Origin of the sequence: Pseudomonas sp. M2(2023) (assembly GCF_030263955.1) — a bacterium.
Lineage (GTDB): Bacteria > Pseudomonadota > Gammaproteobacteria > Pseudomonadales > Pseudomonadaceae > Aquipseudomonas > Aquipseudomonas asiatica.
The window spans coordinates 215,366-232,662 of the sequence record NZ_CP127114.1; the positions used below are offsets into that span (position 1 = coordinate 215,366).

Below are 17,297 nucleotides of genomic sequence, written 5' to 3' on the forward strand. Positions count from 1 at the left end.
AGCCTACCCCTTCGCGCGCGTTCGTGAAAGTGTCCAGATGTGTCTCGACATGAACAATTCCTGCTTGGAGAATGCCAGAAGCCACGCGCCACGGCTTGCCCTGGCGTGTAACACAGGCGTCATAATGGGCGCTTATCTTGCCGCTCAATAGATGATAGGGCGTTAACGTCCTCAGGAACGCCAGATGAATAATGAAGTGCTAACCCCTGTCGCAATCAAGGATGCTCAGGAACTCCCCGAAGAGATGGTGCAGACCCCGCCAGACCTGCCGCCAGCGCCCCTGCCTGCCGAGCCGGTGGCAGAGACTGCGGCCCCGGCCCCTGCGCCGGCCCCGGCGATCGTCATCCCAGGCCTGGACGACAGCAGCCTGTACATTCATCGCGAACTCTCGCAGCTGCAGTTCAATATCCGTGTGCTGGAGCAGGCGCTGGACGAGAACTATCCGCTGCTCGAACGCCTCAAGTTCCTGTTGATCTTCTCCAGCAACCTCGACGAATTCTTCGAGATCCGCGTCGCCGGCCTGAAGAAGCAGATCAACTTTGCCCGTGAACAGGCCGGTGCCGACGGCCTGCAGCCGCACCAGGCGCTGGCGCGCATCAGCGACCTGGTGCACAGCGAAGTGGAGCGCCAGTACGCGATCCTCAACGACGTACTGCTGCCAGAGCTGGAAAAGCACCATATCCGCTTCATCCGCCGGCGTTACTGGACACCCAAGCTCAAGACCTGGGTGCGTCGCTACTTCCGCGACGAAATCGCCCCAATCATCACTCCGATTGGGCTGGACCCGACCCACCCGTTCCCGCTGTTGGTGAACAAGAGTCTCAACTTCATCGTCGAGCTCGAGGGTGTCGATGCCTTCGGCCGCGATTCGGGCCTGGCGATCATCCCGGCCCCGCGCCTGCTGCCGCGGGTCATCCGGGTGCCGGAAGATGTGGGTGGCCCGGGCGCCAACTATGTGTTCCTGTCGTCGATGATCCACGCGCACGCCGACGACTTGTTCCAGGGCATGAAGGTGAAGGGCTGCTACCAGTTCCGCCTGACCCGTAACGCCGACCTGGCGCTGGACTCCGAAGAGGTCGATGACTTGGCCCGCGCCCTGCGCGGCGAGCTTTTCTCGCGCCGCTACGGTGACGCCGTTCGCCTGGAGGTGGCCGACACCTGCCCGAAACACCTGTCGGACTACCTGCTCAAGCAGTTCAGCCTCAGCGAAAGCGAGCTGTACCAGGTCAACGGCCCGGTCAACCTTACCCGCCTGTTCAGCATCACCGGCCTGGACAGCCACCCCGAGCTGCAGTACACGCCGTTCACCCCGGCGATCCCCAAGCTGCTGCAGAACGCCGACAACATCTTCAGCGTGATCGGCAAGCAGGACATCCTGCTGATGCACCCGTTCGAGTCCTTTACCCCGGTGATCGACCTACTGCGCCAGGCCGCCAAGGACCCGCACGTGCTTGCCGTGCGCCAGACTCTGTACCGTTCCGGGGCCAACTCGGAAATCGTCGACGCACTGGTGGACGCGGCGCGTAACGGCAAGGAGGTCACTGCGGTGATCGAGTTGCGGGCGCGCTTCGACGAAGAGTCCAACCTGCAGATGGCCAGCCGCCTGCAAGCGGCCGGTGCGGTGGTGATCTACGGCGTGGTCGGCTTCAAGACCCACGCCAAGATGATGCTGATTCTGCGCCGAGAGCACGGCGAGATCGTGCGTTATGCGCACCTGGGCACCGGTAACTACCACGCCGGCAACGCCCGCCTGTATACCGACTACAGCCTGCTGACCTCCGACGACGCCCTCACCGAGGACGTCGGCAAGCTGTTCAGCCAGCTGATCGGCATGGGCAAGACCCTGCGCATGAAAAAACTGCTGCACGCGCCGTTCACCCTGAAAAAGGGCATGCTCGACATGATCGCGCGGGAAACCCAGTTCGCCCTCGAAGGCAAGCCGGCGCATATCATTGCCAAGTTCAACTCGCTGACCGACGCCAAGGTCATCAAGGCGCTGTACAAGGCCAGCCAGTCGGGCGTGAAGATCGATCTGGTGGTGCGTGGCATGTGCTGCCTGCGCCCAGGCATTCCGGGGGTTTCGCACAACATTCAGGTGCGCTCGATCATCGGCCGCTTCCTCGAGCACACGCGGGTGTTCTACTTCCTCAATGGCGGCGAAGAGCAGATCTACCTGTCCAGTGCCGACTGGATGGAGCGCAACCTCGACAAGCGCGTCGAGACCTGCTTCCCGGTGGAAGGCAAGAAGCTGTTGCTGCGGGTGAAGAAGGAGCTGGAAGGCTACCTGACCGATAACACCCATGCCTGGACCCTGCAGCCGGACGGGCGCTATGTGCGCAGCACGCCGACCGGCAACCAGAACCCGCGCAGTGCCCAGGCGACCCTGCTGGAGCGCCTGAGCAACCCGGTCCTCAACGTACGCTGAGGACGAAGCCGACCCGGGCCAGCCACTCCGCCTCGTTGGCGAAGTCGGCCTGGGTCAGCTGGTTCTGTTCCAGCCAGCCCTCAGGGAAGGCCACATCGAGGCTGCTGTCGGCAGCCTTGAGCTCGACCTTCGGCATCTGCTGATTGCCACGGATGTGGTGGAACAGGATGGCGAAGCGCAGCAGCACGCACAGGCGCAGCAGCTTGACGCCTTCCTCGCCCAGTTCGGCGATCTTGTCCTTTGGGATGTTGCGGCGATGGCCGCGTACCAGCAAGGCCATCATCTGCTGGTCCTCGCGGGAGAAGCCCGACAGGTCGGAGTGCTCGATCAGGTAGGCGCCGTGCTTGTGGTAATGGTAGTGGGCGATATCCAGGCCGATTTCGTGCACTTTCGCCGCCCAGCCCAGCAGATCGCGCCAGTTCCCGTCTTTGAGGTCCCACGCGTCGGCCACCTGGTCGAAGGCGTGCAATGCCTTGCGCTCGACGCGTGCAGCCTGGCCCTGATCCACGTGGTAGCGCTCCATCAGCGAGTTCAGGGTGCGTTCCCGCACATCTTCGTGGTGGTGGCGGCCCAGCAGGTCGAACAGTACGCCTTCGCGCAGGGCGCCGTCGCAGTGGTCCATGCGCTGCAGTTCCAGGGCATCGAAGATCGCTTCGAGAATCGCCAGGCCCGCCGGGAAGATGGTGCGGCGGTCCGGCTTGACGCCTTCGAAGTCGATCTTGTCGACCTCTCCCAGCTTGAACAGCTTGCGCTTGACCCAGGCCAGCCCTTCGGCGTTGACCTCGCCATTGCCCAGGCCGCCTGCCTTGATGGCGGCGCCGATGGCACGAATGGTACCGGACGAGCCGATGGCCTCGTCCCAGGTCAGGCGGTGCAGGGCATTCTCGATGCTCATCAGCTCCAGGCGCGCGGCGGTGTAGGCCTGGGCGTAGCGGGCCGGGGTTATCTTGCCGTCGCGGAAGTAGCGCTGGGTGAAGCTTACACAGCCCATCTGAAGGCTTTCGCGCAGCAGCGGCTCGAAGCGCTGGCCGATGATGAACTCGGTACTGCCGCCACCGATATCGGCCACCAGGCGCTTGCCGGGGGTATCGGCCAGGGTGTGCGACACGCCCAGGTAGATCAGGCGCGCTTCTTCACGGCCGGAGATCACCTCGACCGGGTGGCCAAGGATGGCTTCGGCGCGCTGGATGAATTCGTTGCGGTTGCGCGCTTCGCGCAAGGCGTTGGTACCGACGATGCGCACGGAGCCTGCCGGCATGCCGTTGATCAGTTGGGAAAAGCGCTTGAGGCAATCCAGGCCTCGTTCCATTGCCTCTTCACTGAGCATGCGTTCTTCGTCGATGCCAGCGGCCAGCTGAACCTTCTCGCCGAGCCGCTCGAGAATGCGGATTTCGGTATGGTGGGCCTTGGCCACGACCATGTGGAAGCTGTTGGAGCCAAGGTCGATGGCGGCAATCAGGGACAGGTTCTTCGCGATGGTATGCGGCATGATCTGGTTTTTCTCGGTCGTTAACCCGGCAATCGTGCCACGATAGCAGGCTGTCGCCAACGCGTGGTACACAGCCATTGAGCTGGCCTTGATGCAAGGCAATGTGCCATTCGATGCTATGACGTTTGTATGACAGTTTCGATTCGTGGCGTCTTGCACAACTATAGTTACACTCAATCGTCCGTGGCTTCCTGTCGGGCGTGGGTACGGCTATCATGGGCCACGTTTTTTTGCTTACGACCCTGGAGATATCCATGAGCAGCGATCTGATCAAACATGTCACCGACGCCTCCTTCGAAGCCGATGTCCTTAAGGCCGAAGGCGCCGTACTGGTCGACTACTGGGCTGAATGGTGCGGTCCATGCAAGATGATCGCTCCGGTACTGGACGACATCGCCTCCACCTACGAGGGCAAACTGACCGTCGCCAAGCTGAACATCGACGAGAACCAGGAAACCCCGGCCAAGCACGGCGTGCGTGGTATCCCGACGCTGATGCTGTTCAAGAACGGCAACGTCGAAGCCACCAAGGTCGGCGCCCTGTCCAAATCGCAGCTGGCCGCGTTCCTCGACGCCCACCTGTGATGTGAAAAAGCCCCGCAGATGCGGGGCTTTTCTTTGCCCGAAGGGCCTGTGGGAGCGGGTTTACCCGCGAATTCGATGCCGAACCCGCTGCCGCCTTCGCGGGTAAACCCGCTCCCACATGGCACGATTTACCCGGTCAAAACCACTAGACGTCGAAAAAAGCAAGTGTTACATTCGGCCTCGCACTGCTTCTCCAGTGCCCTCTACACGCCGTCGCCGAAGCATCCCTAATTCGAATCAGTACGCGATCTTGTCGCCATCTAGCGGCGCGGCCTCATTAAGCCAGAAGCTTAATTCTCCCTTCTTACATGATTACGTCATTCCCCTTATGAACCTGACTGAACTCAAGCAAAAGCCGATTACCGATCTTTTGGAAATGGCCGAACAGATGGGCATCGAAAACATGGCCCGTTCGCGCAAACAGGACGTGATTTTCGCCCTGCTGAAGAAGCACGCGAAAAGCGGCGAAGAGATCTCGGGTGACGGCGTGCTGGAGATTCTCCAGGATGGTTTCGGTTTCCTGCGTTCGGCTGATGCGTCCTACCTGGCCGGCCCTGACGATATCTACGTCTCGCCCAGCCAGATCCGCCGCTTCAACCTGCGTACCGGCGACACCATCGTCGGCAAGATCCGCCCGCCGAAGGAAGGGGAGCGTTACTTCGCCTTGCTGAAGGTCGACACCATCAACTTCGACCGCCCGGAAAACGCGAAGAACAAGATCCTGTTCGAAAACCTGACGCCGCTGTTCCCGAACAAGCGCCTGAAGATGGAAGCCGGTAACGGCTCCACCGAAGACCTGACCGGCCGCGTCATCGACCTGTGCGCCCCGATCGGCAAAGGCCAGCGTGGCCTGATCGTTGCTCCGCCGAAAGCGGGCAAGACGATCATGCTGCAGAACATCGCGGCCAACATCACCCGTAACAACCCCGAGTGCCACTTGATCGTCCTGCTGATCGACGAGCGCCCGGAAGAAGTGACCGAAATGCAGCGCACCGTGCGCGGCGAAGTGGTTGCCTCCACCTTCGACGAGCCGCCAACCCGCCACGTGCAGGTTGCCGAAATGGTAATCGAGAAGGCCAAGCGCCTGGTCGAGCACAAGAAGGACGTGGTCATCCTGCTGGACTCGATCACCCGTCTGGCGCGTGCCTACAACACCGTGATCCCGAGCTCCGGCAAGGTACTGACCGGTGGTGTCGACGCCCACGCCCTGGAGAAGCCGAAGCGCTTCTTCGGCGCCGCGCGTAACATCGAGGAAGGCGGTTCGCTGACCATCATCGCTACCGCGCTGGTCGAAACCGGCTCGAAGATGGACGAAGTGATCTACGAAGAGTTCAAGGGCACCGGCAACATGGAGCTGCCTCTGGACCGCCGCATCGCCGAGAAGCGCGTGTTCCCGGCCATCAACATCAACCGCTCCGGTACCCGCCGCGAAGAGCTGCTGACTGCCGACGACGAGCTGCAGCGCATGTGGATCCTGCGCAAGTTGCTGCACCCGATGGACGAAATCGCCGCCATCGAGTTCCTGGTCGACAAGCTCAAGCAGACCAAGACCAACGACGAGTTCTTCCTGTCGATGAAGCGCAAGTAAGCGTTTCAGGCCGGAATTTATGGGGCCGCTTCGCGCCCCATCGCGACACAAGGCCGCTCCTACAGGATTACGCATTCCCTGTAGGAGCGGCCTTGTGTCGCGATGGGGCGCGAAGCGGCCCCAAGTCATTTTTGGCTATTAAGCACTGAACGGCGCTACACTCTGCACCCCCGACCGATACGGCCAACATGAGGCTTCTGCATGCAGTATCGCGACTTGCGCGACTTCATCCGTGGCCTGGAACAGCGCGGCGAGCTCAAGCGCATCCAGGTTCCGATCTCCCCCGTCCTGGAAATGACCGAGGTCTGCGACCGCACCTTGCGTGCCAAGGGCCCTGCATTGCTGTTCGAAAAGCCCACTGGCTTCGACATCCCGGTGCTGGGCAACCTGTTCGGCACCCCGGAACGTGTGGCCATGGGCATGGGTGCCGAGTCGGTCGATGAACTGCGGGAAATCGGCAAGCTGCTGGCCTTCCTCAAGGAGCCCGAGCCTCCGAAGGGTCTGAAGGATGCCTGGTCCAAGCTTCCGATCTTCAAGAAAGTCGTGTCGATGGCGCCGAAAGTGGTCAAGGACGCGGTGTGTCAGGAAGTGGTCATCGAGGGCGATGACGTCGACCTCGGCGCCCTGCCAATCCAGCACTGCTGGCCGGGCGACGTGGCACCGCTGATCACCTGGGGCCTTACCGTCACCCGCGGCCCGAACAAGGACCGTCAGAACCTGGGCATCTACCGCCAGCAGGTTATCGGCCGCAACAAGGTCATCATGCGCTGGCTCAGCCACCGTGGCGGCGCCCTGGACTACCGCGAATGGTGTGAGAAGAACCCTGGCCAGCCGTTCCCGGTCGCCGTGGCCCTGGGCGCCGACCCGGCCACCATCCTCGGCGCCGTGACCCCGGTGCCGGACACCCTCTCCGAGTACGCCTTCGCCGGCCTGCTGCGTGGCAACCGCACCGAACTGGTCAAGTGCCGGGGCAGCAACCTGCAGGTACCGGCCACCGCCGAAATCATCCTGGAAGGCGTGATCCACCCGGGCGAAATGGCCCCGGAAGGCCCGTATGGCGACCACACCGGCTACTACAACGAAGTGGACAGCTTCCCGGTGTTTACCGTCGAGCGCATCACCCATCGGCAGAAACCGATCTACCACAGCACCTACACCGGCCGCCCGCCAGATGAGCCGGCGATCCTCGGCGTGGCGCTGAACGAAGTGTTTGTGCCGATCCTGCAGAAGCAGTTCCCGGAAATCGTCGATTTCTATCTGCCACCGGAAGGCTGCTCGTATCGCATGGCGGTGGTGACCATGAAGAAGCAGTACCCGGGCCACGCCAAGCGCGTGATGCTGGGTGTGTGGTCGTTCCTGCGACAGTTCATGTACACCAAGTTCGTTATTGTCACCGATGACGATATCAATGCCCGTGACTGGAATGACGTGATCTGGGCCATCACCACACGCATGGACCCCAAGCGTGATACGGTGATGATCGACAACACCCCGATCGACTACCTGGACTTCGCGTCACCGGTATCCGGGCTGGGGTCGAAGATGGGCCTGGATGCCACGCACAAGTGGCCGGGCGAGACTACACGCGAATGGGGACGGGTCATCGTCAAGGACGAAGCCGTCACCCGCCGTATCGATGAGCTGTGGGATCAGTTGGGAATAGATTGATGCAGGTAACGTTGCAGCCGTCCGGGGCGGTGCTGGCGCTCGAACCCGGGGAACGGATCCTGGATGGAGCGCGGCGGCTGGGCTATGACTGCCCGAACAGCTGCCGAAATGGCAATTGCCATGTCTGCGCCGCGTTGTTGGTCGAAGGCCGGGTACGCCAGGACGGTGAAGTCCGCGACCATGGCGAGCTGTTCACCTGCATTGCCGAACCGCTGGAGGACTGCGTGTTGCTCTGGGATGGTGTGCTCGCCCTTGGCGAGCTGCCGGTGCGCAAACTGGCGTGCAGTGTCAGTGAGTGCGTCGAGGTCGGTGGCGACGTCTGGCGCGTGCGGTTGCGCGCGCCGGCTGGTAGGCCGCCGCGCTATCACGCGGGGCAGTACCTGATGATCGAGCGCGAAGGCGGCAAGCAGGCGGCGTTTTCGCTGGCTTCCGCACCCCATGCCGGGCGCGAGCTGGAGCTGCATGTGCTGGCGCGCGAGCCGAGTGCGCTGCAACTTATCGAGCAGCTCAAGCGCGACGGCCTGGCGCGCATTGAAATGCCGTTCGGTGACACTCACCTGGCCGAGTTGCCCGATGGGCCGCTGGTGCTGATCGCTGCTGGCACCGGCATGGGTCAGATGCACAGCCTGGTCGAGCATTGCCGGGCACAGGGTTTCAAGCACCCGGTGCACCTGTACTGGGGCGTGCGTCGGCCCGAGGACTTCTACCAGATCGAGCACTGGGACGAATGGCAGCGCCTGCCCAACCTGTTCCTGCACCAGGTGGTCAGCGACCTGTGCGGTTGGGAAGGCCGTTGCGGCATGCTGCATGAGGCGGTCTGCGAAGACATCGCCGATCTCAACAGCGTGCATGTATATGCCAGCGGCTCGCCGAATATGATCTATGCCACGCTCGACGCCTTGGTCGAAGCCGGCATGGATGCGCATCGCATGCGTGCCGATGTGTTTGCCTACGCACCGCGCGGCTAATAACTGGAGTTTGAAAGTATTGGTATAAGGCGGTAATTGTTACCGCCTTGGCTAATAACTTTCACAGTTGCTGAAACAGTACTTTCCAGTCGTCGGGAGCGAGGATGAAACTCTGGCGGGAGGGCTTGAGTATTTCTGCACTTCTGTCCTATGGTTACTGCAAGCGCCCCTGGTACAGAGGCTTGGGGTCGCATCTTAATCGAATCTCGCTACATCCGTAGTTCACAGGGATAATGGCGGCAGCTTATGTCGGCACTTGAAAGTATGTCCTGGGAAGTTTCATATCCACCGACACTCGACTTCGGTCAGCAACATACTCGCGAACAGTTGTTCAACTCCATGAAGACAACCATGTCTCGCCATCAGGGTGGGCCGGTGTGGCTGTTCGCCTATGGTTCGTTGATCTGGCGGCCGGAGTGCAACTCGGTGGAACGCCAACGCGCGCGGGTACATGGTTACCACCGTGGCTTGTACCTGTGGTCGCATGAGCACCGTGGCACCCCGGAAACCCCTGGCCTGGTGTTCGGCCTGGACCGTGGTGGCTCCTGCAGCGGTTTTGCCTACCGGCTGGATGACAGCAGCCTGGACGATTCGCTGATGGCCTTGTGGCAGCGCGAGATGCCGTACCCGGCGTACCGGCCGCACTGGCTCAGCTGCCGGTTGGATGATGGCAGCAAGGTGCAGGCCCTGGGCTTCGTGCTGGAGCGGCATTTGCCGTGCTATGCCGGGAACCTGCCGGACACCCTGCTAAGCCAGATCCTGGCCAGTGCCAAGGGGCGCTATGGCACCACGCGTGATTATGTCGAGCAGACCCTGAATGCCCTGCGCAGCCACCAGATGCCCGATCGCAACCTGGAGGCGCGTTTCAGGCGCTGCCATAACCTGCGGGAGATTTGATCACCTGTGCCGGTCTTTTCGCGGGTGAACCCGCTCCCACAGGTACTGCACATTCCTTGAGGGCGGTGCGGTCCTTGTGGGAGCGGGTTCACCCGCGAAAAGGCCGGAACTGTCTTACCTGGCCAGCACCACCAACTTACCCACAGCCTGACGCTGCCCCAACTTTTCAATGGCAGCCCCTGCCTCAGCCAGTGGATAAGTCTGCGACACCAGCGGCTTCAACTTGCCTTCGGCATGCCATGCAAACAGCTGCCGGAAGTTGGCCGCATTGTCTTCCGGCTGACGCTGGGCAAACGCCCCCCAGAACACCCCGAGCACCGCCGCACCCTTGAGCAACACCAGGTTGGCCGCCAGCTGCGGGATGTTCCCGCTGGCAAAGCCCACCACCAGCAACCGGCCATTCCAGGCCAGCCCGCGTACGGCCTGCTCGAACAACTCGCCACCCACCGGGTCGTAGATAACGTCTACGCCCTGGCCGCCAGTCAGGCGCTTGATCTCGTCACGCAGGCTGGCCTGGCTGTAGTCGATCAGTTCATCCGCGCCGGCTGCCTTGGCCACGGCCAGTTTTTCCGCACTGCTGGCGGCCGCGATCACCCGCGCGCCCATGGCCTTGCCGATCTCCACCGCCGCCAGGCCGACCCCGCCGGACGCACCCAGCACCAACAGGGTCTCGCACGCCTGCAACTGGCCGCGCTGGCGCAGGGCGTGCATGGAGGTGCCGTAGGTCATGCCGAATGCCGCGGCAGTGGTGAAGTCCATGCTCGCCGGGATCGGCAACACATTGTAGAACGGTACCGCCACCTGCTCGGCGAATGCACCCCAGCCGGTCAGCGCCATGACCCGGTCACCGACCTTGAACGCGCCGGCCTTTTCCCCGACTGCGGCCACCACGCCCGCTGCCTCGCCGCCGGGGGAGAACGGCAACGGTGGCTGGAACTGGTACTTGCCTTCAATGATCAGGGTGTCGGGGAAGTTGACCCCTGCGGCCTGCACATCCAGCAGGATCTCGTTTTTCTTCGGCACCGGGCTGGCCACCTCTTCCAGCACCAGGTCGCGCGCCGGGCCCAGGGTTTTGCACAACACAGCTTTCATCGGGGCTATTCCTTTGCGGGTCGTGGCCGATAAGTGTAGGAGGGCCGCCTGCCCGGTCAACGAGCATGGGGCGCCCTGATGTGCAGGCATAAGCGGCGGCACAAGCACGGGCTTGGGTTTGAGCGGCATGCTGGGTAAGCTGGCACCAACTGTATTGAGGAGCGAATTCTTGAAAGCGTGGATCTTGATGGTGCTGGCGCTGCTGCTGCCGGCTGCGGCCATGGGCGAGGAAGCCAAGGAAGGGGCGCCGAAAGTCGCCTACATCAGCCTGAGCCCGCCCTTTGTGGGCAACTACGCCCTCGACGGTAGCCCGCGGCTGCGCGTGTACAAGGCCGACGTGGCCCTGCGCGTGACCGGCGACGAAGCCGCCAAGGCGGTGAAGCACCACGAGCCGCTGATCCGCAACCAGCTGGTGGCGCTGTTCACCCAACAGTCGGTGGACAGCATGAGCAATGTCGAGGCCAAGGAGCATCTTCGCCAGGAAGCGCTGAAACAGGTGCAGCAGGTGATGGAAGCCGAAGAGGGCAAACCGATCGTTGAAGACTTGTTGTTCAACAACCTGATCGTGCAGTGACCGGCAAGCCGGCTCTCTCAGGAACAGCGCAATCCGCACTGTGGCGCGATCCCTGTGGGAGCGGCTTTAGCCGCGAAGAATCCAACGCGGTGCATGGCACCGGCTGCGCCGGTGTTCGCGGGTAAACCCGCTCCCACAGGAATCGCGCAATCTTTCAGATTTTGAGCCGGGTATGGGGGGATCAGGACGCCAGGCTTCGGCGAAACCGCGCCAGCGCCACGCCGAAGAACACCAGTCCGATCACGGCCAGTGCCAGGATGTCCGGCCACACCACCGTCCAACCGGCATCACGAAACAGAATTGCGGCACCAAGGCTGACAAAGTGCGTCGACGGCGACCCCTGCATCACCCACTGCAGCCACTGCGGCATGCTGTCCAGCGGTGTGCTGCCGCCGGACAGCAACAGCATCGGGATGATTACCGGGATCGCCAGCAGGCCGAATTGTGGCGTCGAGCGCGCCAGGGTGGCGAGGAAGATGCCCAGTGCGGTACTGGCGAACAGGTAGAGCGCCGTCACGGCCAGAAACAGGCCCATCGAACCGGACAGCGGCACGCCAAGCGCGCCCTTGACCACCACCACCAGCGAAATCCAGGTACAGATCACAACTACCAGCGCGTTGCTGGCAATCTTCGCCAGCATGATTTCCAGCGCGGTCAGCGGTAGCACCAGCAGGTGGTCGAGGGTGCCGTGCTCGCGCTCGCGCAGCAACGCGGTGCCGGTGAGGATGATCGCCAGGATGGTGATGTTGTTGACGATCTGGATCACCGCAAGGAACCAGCCGCCCTCTAGGTTGGGGTTGAACAGAGCCTTGGCGTTTATTACCACCGGGCTCTGTGTGTTGCTGCGCTGGCTGTAGTCGAGCAACTCGCGTTCGAAGATGCGGCCGATGTAGCCGGCACCCATGAACGCCTGGCTCATGGCCGTGGCGTCGACATAGATCTGCAGTTCCGGCGAGCGCCCGGCCAGCAGGTCGCTCTGGAAGTTCACCGGCACGTTGATCACGAAGGTGTACTGGCCGCTGTCCATGGCCTGGTCCAGACGCTGTGGGGGCAGTGGCACGGCGGGCTGGAACTCGGGTGGTTGCAGGGCTTCACCAAGCTTGCGCGATAGCAGGCTGTGGTCTTCGTCCACCATCGCGACGCTGGCGTTGTGCACGCCGATCACCGAGCCGGCTGCCGGCATGTAAATGGCCACGCTGAAGGCATACAGCAGGAACAGCAGTAGCACGCTGTCATGGCGCAGGCTGGTCAGCTCTTTCAGGCCAAGACGCAGAGTGTGGTTCAGGCGTGACATATCAGGCCTCCTGCTTCTTCAGCATGGCCAGGCTCAGGCCGGTGAACACGGCAAAGAAGCTGAGCAGGATCAGGCACTGCGGCCACAGCTCGCGCAGTCCCAGCGCTTTGGTGAATGTGCCGACCGCGATATCGAGGAAGTAGCCCGCCGGGAACAGTTGGCCCATCACCGCCGCCGCGCCGTCCAGCGACGAGCGTGGCACGATCAGCCCGGAGAACTGGATGGTCGGCAGGCTGGTGATGATCATGGTGCCCAGGATGGCGGCGATCTGGGTGCGGGTGAAGGCCGAGATCAGCAGGCCCAGGCTGGTGGTAGCCAGCAGGTAGGCGACGCCGCCACAGGCCAGGGCGAGCACGCTGCCCTTTAGCGGCACGGCGAACAGCCAGCGGTTCATCGCCACCAGCAGTGCCAGGTTGACCAGGCTCACGGCCAGGTAGGGCATCTGCTTGCCGAGGAGGAACTCCAGGCGGGTGAGGGGTGTGGCGTAGAAGTTGGTGATGGAGCCGAGCTCTTTCTCGCGGACGATACCCAGCGCGGTGAGCATGGCCGGGATGAAGGCCAGGATCAGCGCCATTACCCCAGGGCCGATGGCGTTCACGCTGACCACATCCTGGTTGTAGCGAAAACGGGTTTCCAGGCGCACCAGGTCCTGGCGCGGCTGCGGCTGTGGGCTGGCTTTGGCCAGTTGCTCGAGGTTGGCCTGGTGCACGGCTTCCACGTAATTGCGGCTGGTTTCGGCGCGGAACGGCATGCCGCCATCGAGCCAGGCGGCCACCACCGGTTGACGCCCGGCGTAGAGGTCGCGGCCGAAGCCGGGTGGAATTTCCAGTGCCAGTTTGATTTCCGAGCGCTGCAGGCGCTGGTGCATTTCGCGGGTGTCGCGGATGGGCGCCTGTTCGGCGAAATAGCGTGAACCACGGAAGGCTTCGAGGTAGGCCCGGCTTTGCGGGCTCTGGTCCTGGTCGTGTACGGCGAAGGCGAGGTTTTCCACATCCAGTGAAATGCCATAGCCGAAGATCACCATCATGAACATCGCCCCCAGCAGGGCGAAGGCCAGGCGCACCTTGTCGCGCAGCAGCTCCTTGCCCTCACGGCTGGCCACCGCCAGCAGGCGACGCAGGCTGAAGCCCTGGCGCAGCGTCGGCGCAGGCGTGGCGGTCTGCTCCAGCACGGTGTTGTCGGTGGCTTGCGGCGCCAGTTCCTGAGCCTGTTCCAGGCAGCGCACGAACGCGTCTTCCAGAGTGTTGCCCTGGTAGTGGCGTTGCAGGGCATCCGGCGTGTCGCAGGCCAGTACCCGGCCTGCATGCATCAGCGAGATACGGTCGCAGCGCTGGGCTTCGTTCATGAAGTGGGTAGAAAGGAAAATGGTCACGCCCTGCTCGCGTGAAAGCTCCACCAGCAGGCGCCAGAAGTCGTCACGGGCAGCCGGGTCGACGCCGGAGGTGGGTTCGTCGAGGATCAGCACTTCCGGGCGGTGCAGCACCGCTACCGCCAGTGACAGGCGCTGACGCAGGCCGAGGGGCAGGGCGCCGGATGGCTGGTCGGCGATGGCAACCAGGTCGAAGCGCTCGATCAGCTCGTCGATGCGCTGGGCGCTCTCGGCCTTGGGCAGGTCGAACAGGCGTGCATGCAGAGTGAGGTTCTGCCGGGTGCTCAGCTCGCCATACAACGAAAAACTCTGCGACATGAAACCGACCCGTTTGCGCGTGGCCAGGTCACTGGCATCCACCGGGCGGCCGAGCAGGCTGGCGCTGCCTTCGCTGGCCGGCATCAGGCCGGTGAGCACTTTCATGGTGGTGGTCTTGCCGCAGCCGTTGGAGCCCAGGAAGCCGAAAATCTCCCCGCGGCCAATGGCGAAGCTGACCTTGTTCACGGCAGTGAAATCGCCAAAGCGCAGGGTCAGGTCGTGGGCCTCGATGGCGACCGGGCTGTCAGCGGCCGGGCGCGGCGGGATGATGAGCGGAGAGTGTTGTGCCTTGCCCGCGCCCTGGTAGTGGGTGAAGGCGTCGTCCAGCTTGCCGCTGGGGGTGACCGCGGCCAGCTCATGGCTGGGGCCGGCGGCCAGCAGGCGGCCGCCATCGAGCATCAGGCAATGCTCGAACTGTTCGGCCTCCTCCATGTAGGCGGTGGCCACCAGCAGGGTCAGTTGCGGGCGCTGTGCACGCACCTGTTCGACCAGCTCCCAGAAGCGCCGCCGTGACAGCGGGTCGACGCCGGTGGTCGGCTCGTCGAGGATCAGCAGGTCCGGCTCGTGGATCAGCGCGCAGCACAGGCCAAGCTTCTGCTTCATGCCGCCCGACAGTTTGCCCGCCGGGCGCTGGGCAAAGCGCTGCAGGTCGGTGGCCTGTAGCAGGTTGGCCATGCGCTGTTCGCATTCGCGACGGCCGAGGCCGAACAGGGTGGCGAAAAAGCGAATGTTCTCGCTGATCGACAGCTCCGGATACAGGTTGTTGCCCAGCCCCTGCGGCATGAACGCCACTTTCGGGTATAGCGCCCCGCGATGGCGCCGCTGGCGGATCGAACCACCCAGCACCTGCAGTTCGCCCTGTTGCAGGCGCTTGACGCCGGCGATCAGCCCCAGCAGGGTCGATTTGCCAGCCCCGTCAGGGCCGATCAGCGCGCAACGGGTGCCCGCCGGCAGGCTGAACCCGAGGGGGTGCAAGGCGACCAGGTCGCCGTAGCGATGGCTGATACCCTCGGCCAGCAGTGCCGGGGCGTTCATTGCAGGTTGGCCGGCCAGTCCACCTCAGCCGTGCGTACATAGCCGGCGCCTGGCATGCCCGGCTTGGCCTGCGGCACGGCACCCGGGTCGGTCAGGCGCAGCTTGACCCGGAACACCAGCTTCTGCCGCTCGTCGCGGGTTTCCACCTGCTTGGGGGTGAACTGGGCCTTGGCCGCGACAAAGGCCACCTTCGCCGACAGCGCCCGCTCGGGCAGGGCGTCGAGCACGATCCGTGCCTGGTCGCCGACGGTCAGCCGGCCGCTGGTGGAGGCGGGCAGGTAAAGGTTCATGTACTGGTCGCTGGGGTCGATCAACATCAGCACGCGGCCGCCGGCACCCAGCACTTCACCGGGCTCGGCCAGGCGCAGCTGGATGATGCCGTTGATCGGTGCGCGCAGACTGCTGTCGTCGATTTCGCTGGTGAGCTGCGCTACCTGGGCCTCGGCGGCACCGATGGCGGCCTTGATCGCCGCCAGTTGGGCGCGGGCGGCGACCACGGCCGCGTTGGCTGTGTCGAAGCGCGCCTGCTGTTGGTCGAGCAATTGCTGGCTAGCGTATTTGCGTTGGAAGATCTCACGCACGCGCTTGAGCTCCTGGCTGGCAAGCAGCAGTTCACTTTGGCGCAGCTGCACGCTGGCCTGGGCGGCGGCGTAGTTTTCCCGGGCGCGCAGCACTTCGGCTTCGGCCTGGCTGCGCTGGGCTTCCATGGTACGGGTGTCGATGCGTGCCAGCAGTTGGCCGCGAGACACCTTGTCACCTTCGTCGACCAGCACCTCGGCCAGGCGGCCAGGGATTTTGCTAGCGATCTGCACTTCGGTGGCTTCCAGGCGGCCGTTGCCCATGCTCAGGCCTTCGGGCAACTGGTCGTGGATCGACTTCCAGTACCCCAGCCCACCGGCTGCTGCGAGTAGGGCGATCAGCGCGGTGGCGAAGATCCTGGGGGCGTATCGGTTCATCGGTCTGCATCCTTGCGGTCATGCACACTGCATCATGGCCTGCGGCCATGAGCGATGTGTTGATGCCGGTCAAAGTCCTTATGCGGTGCCTGTGGGAGTGGCCTTGTGTCGCGAAAGGGCCGCAACGCGGCCCCAGGATTTTCGCGCCCCAGCACAAATCTATGGGGCTGCTTCGCAGCTCTTTCGCGACGCAAGGCCGCTCCTACATTACCGAGTAACTGCGCAAAGACTGACCTTAGCCGCAGTTTCAACCCAAAGCCACAATCACCGCCCATTGCTCTGGCGTCACCGGCATCACCGACAGGCGGCTGCCCTTCTGCACCAGCGGCAGTTCGGCCAGGCCTGTCTGCTGTTTCAGCCAGCCCAGCTCCAGCACCCGTGGCAGGGTTTGCACATGGGCAACATCGACCGCGCTCCAAGGGTTATTGTCGGCCGTGGCCTTGGCATCGTAGTAGGGGCTTTGCGGGTCCAGCGCGGTTGGGTCCGGGTAGGCTGCGCGGGTGATCCTGGCAATGCCGGCGATGCCCGGCTGCGGACAGCTGGAGTGGTAGAAGAAGAACTCGTCGCCAACGCTCATGGCCCGCAGGAAATTGCGTGCCTGATAGTTGCGCACGCCGTCCCAGCGCGCTTCGCCGAGCCGGCTGAGGGCTTCGATGGAGAGCTCGTCGGGCTCGGATTTCATCAGCCAGTAGGCCATGGGAACTGCTCCTGAAAAGGTTTGAAATAACCTGTTGGACGAAACCGACAGCCGGTTGGCGTCAAGGTTTGCGTGCAGACGCAGGTTGTCGGAAAATGCGCCCCGTTTAAAGCGCGATGCTTCGGCAATACCCAGAAAATTGCCGAGCCTGAACAGTTTGCCTGGGGGGCAATCTTCGATGAATCAACGTAACAAGCCGGATCTGCTGTGGATCCTGGTGTTCATTTTTGGCCTGGGTGTGGTCACTACCGGTTATGCGCAAGGGATCTGGGAGCGCAAGCTGGACAACGCCTATCAGATGCCGGTCGACGCCAGCCAGCCGCAACGTTGATGCCCCCGCTGG

At 63.2% G+C, this 17,297-nt stretch carries 14 protein-coding genes; 8 read left to right on the forward strand and 6 right to left on the reverse strand.

From position 1 onward, the window contains the following. Positions 1 to 184 precede the first annotated feature (184 nt). Complete coding sequence (gene ppk1, locus QN085_RS01005; RefSeq protein WP_023661269.1) at positions 185 to 2,425, forward strand: polyphosphate kinase 1; 2,241 nt, start codon at positions 185 to 187, stop codon at positions 2,423 to 2,425. Here the strand turns inward: ppk1 and ppx are convergent. Beyond that, positions 2,412 to 3,914: an exopolyphosphatase gene (ppx, locus tag QN085_RS01010; protein ID WP_004375529.1), complete on the reverse strand. Its 1,503-nt coding sequence runs from the start codon at positions 3,912 to 3,914 to the stop codon at positions 2,412 to 2,414. The two genes, ppk1 and ppx, sit on opposite strands and share 14 nt — an antisense overlap. A gap of 254 nt (positions 3,915 to 4,168) precedes the next feature. On the opposite strand from ppx, the gene trxA reads away from it, so the two are divergent. The 5 genes from trxA to QN085_RS01035 all read left to right on the forward strand — a co-directional run bounded on the left by trxA (position 4,169) and on the right by QN085_RS01035 (position 9,619). Then, entirely contained in the window at positions 4,169 to 4,498 is a 330-nt protein-coding gene (gene trxA, locus QN085_RS01015; RefSeq protein ID WP_003253660.1) for a thioredoxin TrxA, read from the forward strand. A 328-nt stretch (positions 4,499 to 4,826) separates the two neighbouring features. Then, positions 4,827 to 6,086 (forward strand): transcription termination factor Rho, encoded by a 1,260-nt coding sequence (gene rho, locus QN085_RS01020; protein ID WP_003253661.1) that lies wholly within the window; start codon positions 4,827 to 4,829, stop codon positions 6,084 to 6,086. 201 nt (positions 6,087 to 6,287) lie between these two features. After that, positions 6,288 to 7,754: a 4-hydroxy-3-polyprenylbenzoate decarboxylase gene (ubiD, locus tag QN085_RS01025; RefSeq protein WP_013974733.1), complete on the forward strand. Its 1,467-nt coding sequence runs from the start codon at positions 6,288 to 6,290 to the stop codon at positions 7,752 to 7,754. Further along, the gene (locus QN085_RS01030; RefSeq protein ID WP_013974732.1) at positions 7,754 to 8,722 is read left to right on the forward strand and encodes a CDP-6-deoxy-delta-3,4-glucoseen reductase; all 969 of its coding nucleotides are present in this window, start codon (positions 7,754 to 7,756) and stop codon (positions 8,720 to 8,722) included. Before ubiD ends, QN085_RS01030 begins: the two co-directional genes overlap by 1 nt. 246 nt (positions 8,723 to 8,968) lie before the next feature. Further along, the gene (locus QN085_RS01035) at positions 8,969 to 9,619 is read left to right on the forward strand and encodes a gamma-glutamylcyclotransferase (RefSeq protein ID WP_023661272.1); all 651 of its coding nucleotides are present in this window, start codon (positions 8,969 to 8,971) and stop codon (positions 9,617 to 9,619) included. A gap of 114 nt (positions 9,620 to 9,733) precedes the next feature. On the opposite strand, the gene QN085_RS01040 is transcribed toward QN085_RS01035, so the two are convergent. After that, a complete protein-coding gene (locus QN085_RS01040) occupies positions 9,734 to 10,711 on the reverse strand; it encodes an NADPH:quinone oxidoreductase family protein (RefSeq protein WP_024087892.1) in 978 nt (325 codons plus the stop codon). Between the two features lie 169 nt (positions 10,712 to 10,880). Here QN085_RS01040 and QN085_RS01045 point away from each other — a divergent pair, with 169 nt between their 5' ends. Then, entirely contained in the window at positions 10,881 to 11,285 is a 405-nt protein-coding gene (locus QN085_RS01045) for a flagellar basal body-associated protein FliL (RefSeq protein WP_003259380.1), read from the forward strand. 181 nt (positions 11,286 to 11,466) lie between these two features. Here the strand turns inward: QN085_RS01045 and QN085_RS01050 are convergent, their stop codons facing one another. The 4 genes from QN085_RS01050 to QN085_RS01065 all read right to left on the reverse strand — a co-directional run bounded on the left by QN085_RS01050 (position 11,467) and on the right by QN085_RS01065 (position 16,954). After that, complete coding sequence (locus tag QN085_RS01050; protein ID WP_013974728.1) at positions 11,467 to 12,579, reverse strand: ABC transporter permease; 1,113 nt, start codon at positions 12,577 to 12,579, stop codon at positions 11,467 to 11,469. Position 12,580: 1 nt separating this feature from the next. Then, positions 12,581 to 15,301 carry a ribosome-associated ATPase/putative transporter RbbA gene (gene rbbA, locus QN085_RS01055; RefSeq protein WP_024087891.1) on the reverse strand — a complete coding sequence of 907 codons (2,721 nt, stop codon included), beginning with the start codon at positions 15,299 to 15,301 and terminating at the stop codon, positions 12,581 to 12,583. Further along, positions 15,298 to 16,257 (reverse strand): HlyD family secretion protein, encoded by a 960-nt coding sequence (locus tag QN085_RS01060; RefSeq protein ID WP_024087890.1) that lies wholly within the window; start codon positions 16,255 to 16,257, stop codon positions 15,298 to 15,300. Before QN085_RS01060 ends, rbbA begins: the two co-directional genes overlap by 4 nt. A 247-nt stretch (positions 16,258 to 16,504) precedes the next feature. Continuing rightward, on the reverse strand, positions 16,505 to 16,954 hold the full coding sequence (locus QN085_RS01065; protein ID WP_023662863.1) for an EVE domain-containing protein: 450 nt from the start codon (positions 16,952 to 16,954) through the stop codon (positions 16,505 to 16,507). A gap of 178 nt (positions 16,955 to 17,132) precedes the next feature. On the opposite strand from QN085_RS01065, the gene QN085_RS01070 reads away from it, so the two are divergent. Next, on the forward strand, positions 17,133 to 17,285 hold the full coding sequence (locus QN085_RS01070; RefSeq protein ID WP_013974724.1) for a hypothetical protein: 153 nt from the start codon (positions 17,133 to 17,135) through the stop codon (positions 17,283 to 17,285). The last annotated feature ends 12 nt before the right edge of the window (positions 17,286 to 17,297 follow it).

Bases quoted from the DNA above. Each gene is read 5' to 3' on its own strand.
- ppk1 (WP_023661269.1), top strand. From the start codon at position 185: ATGAATAATGAAGTGCTAACCCCTGTCGCAATCAAGGATGCTCAGGAA.
- ppx (WP_004375529.1), bottom strand. From the start codon at position 3,914: ATGCCGCATACCATCGCGAAGAACCTGTCCCTGATTGCCGCCATCGAC.
- trxA (WP_003253660.1), top strand. From the start codon at position 4,169: ATGAGCAGCGATCTGATCAAACATGTCACCGACGCCTCCTTCGAAGCC.
- rho (WP_003253661.1), top strand. From the start codon at position 4,827: ATGAACCTGACTGAACTCAAGCAAAAGCCGATTACCGATCTTTTGGAA.
- ubiD (WP_013974733.1), top strand. From the start codon at position 6,288: ATGCAGTATCGCGACTTGCGCGACTTCATCCGTGGCCTGGAACAGCGC.
- QN085_RS01030 (WP_013974732.1), top strand. From the start codon at position 7,754: ATGCAGGTAACGTTGCAGCCGTCCGGGGCGGTGCTGGCGCTCGAACCC.
- QN085_RS01035 (WP_023661272.1), top strand. From the start codon at position 8,969: ATGTCGGCACTTGAAAGTATGTCCTGGGAAGTTTCATATCCACCGACA.
- QN085_RS01040 (WP_024087892.1), bottom strand. From the start codon at position 10,711: ATGAAAGCTGTGTTGTGCAAAACCCTGGGCCCGGCGCGCGACCTGGTG.
- QN085_RS01050 (WP_013974728.1), bottom strand. From the start codon at position 12,579: ATGTCACGCCTGAACCACACTCTGCGTCTTGGCCTGAAAGAGCTGACC.
- rbbA (WP_024087891.1), bottom strand. From the start codon at position 15,301: ATGAACGCCCCGGCACTGCTGGCCGAGGGTATCAGCCATCGCTACGGC.
- QN085_RS01060 (WP_024087890.1), bottom strand. From the start codon at position 16,257: ATGAACCGATACGCCCCCAGGATCTTCGCCACCGCGCTGATCGCCCTA.
- QN085_RS01065 (WP_023662863.1), bottom strand. From the start codon at position 16,954: ATGGCCTACTGGCTGATGAAATCCGAGCCCGACGAGCTCTCCATCGAA.
- QN085_RS01070 (WP_013974724.1), top strand. From the start codon at position 17,133: ATGAATCAACGTAACAAGCCGGATCTGCTGTGGATCCTGGTGTTCATT.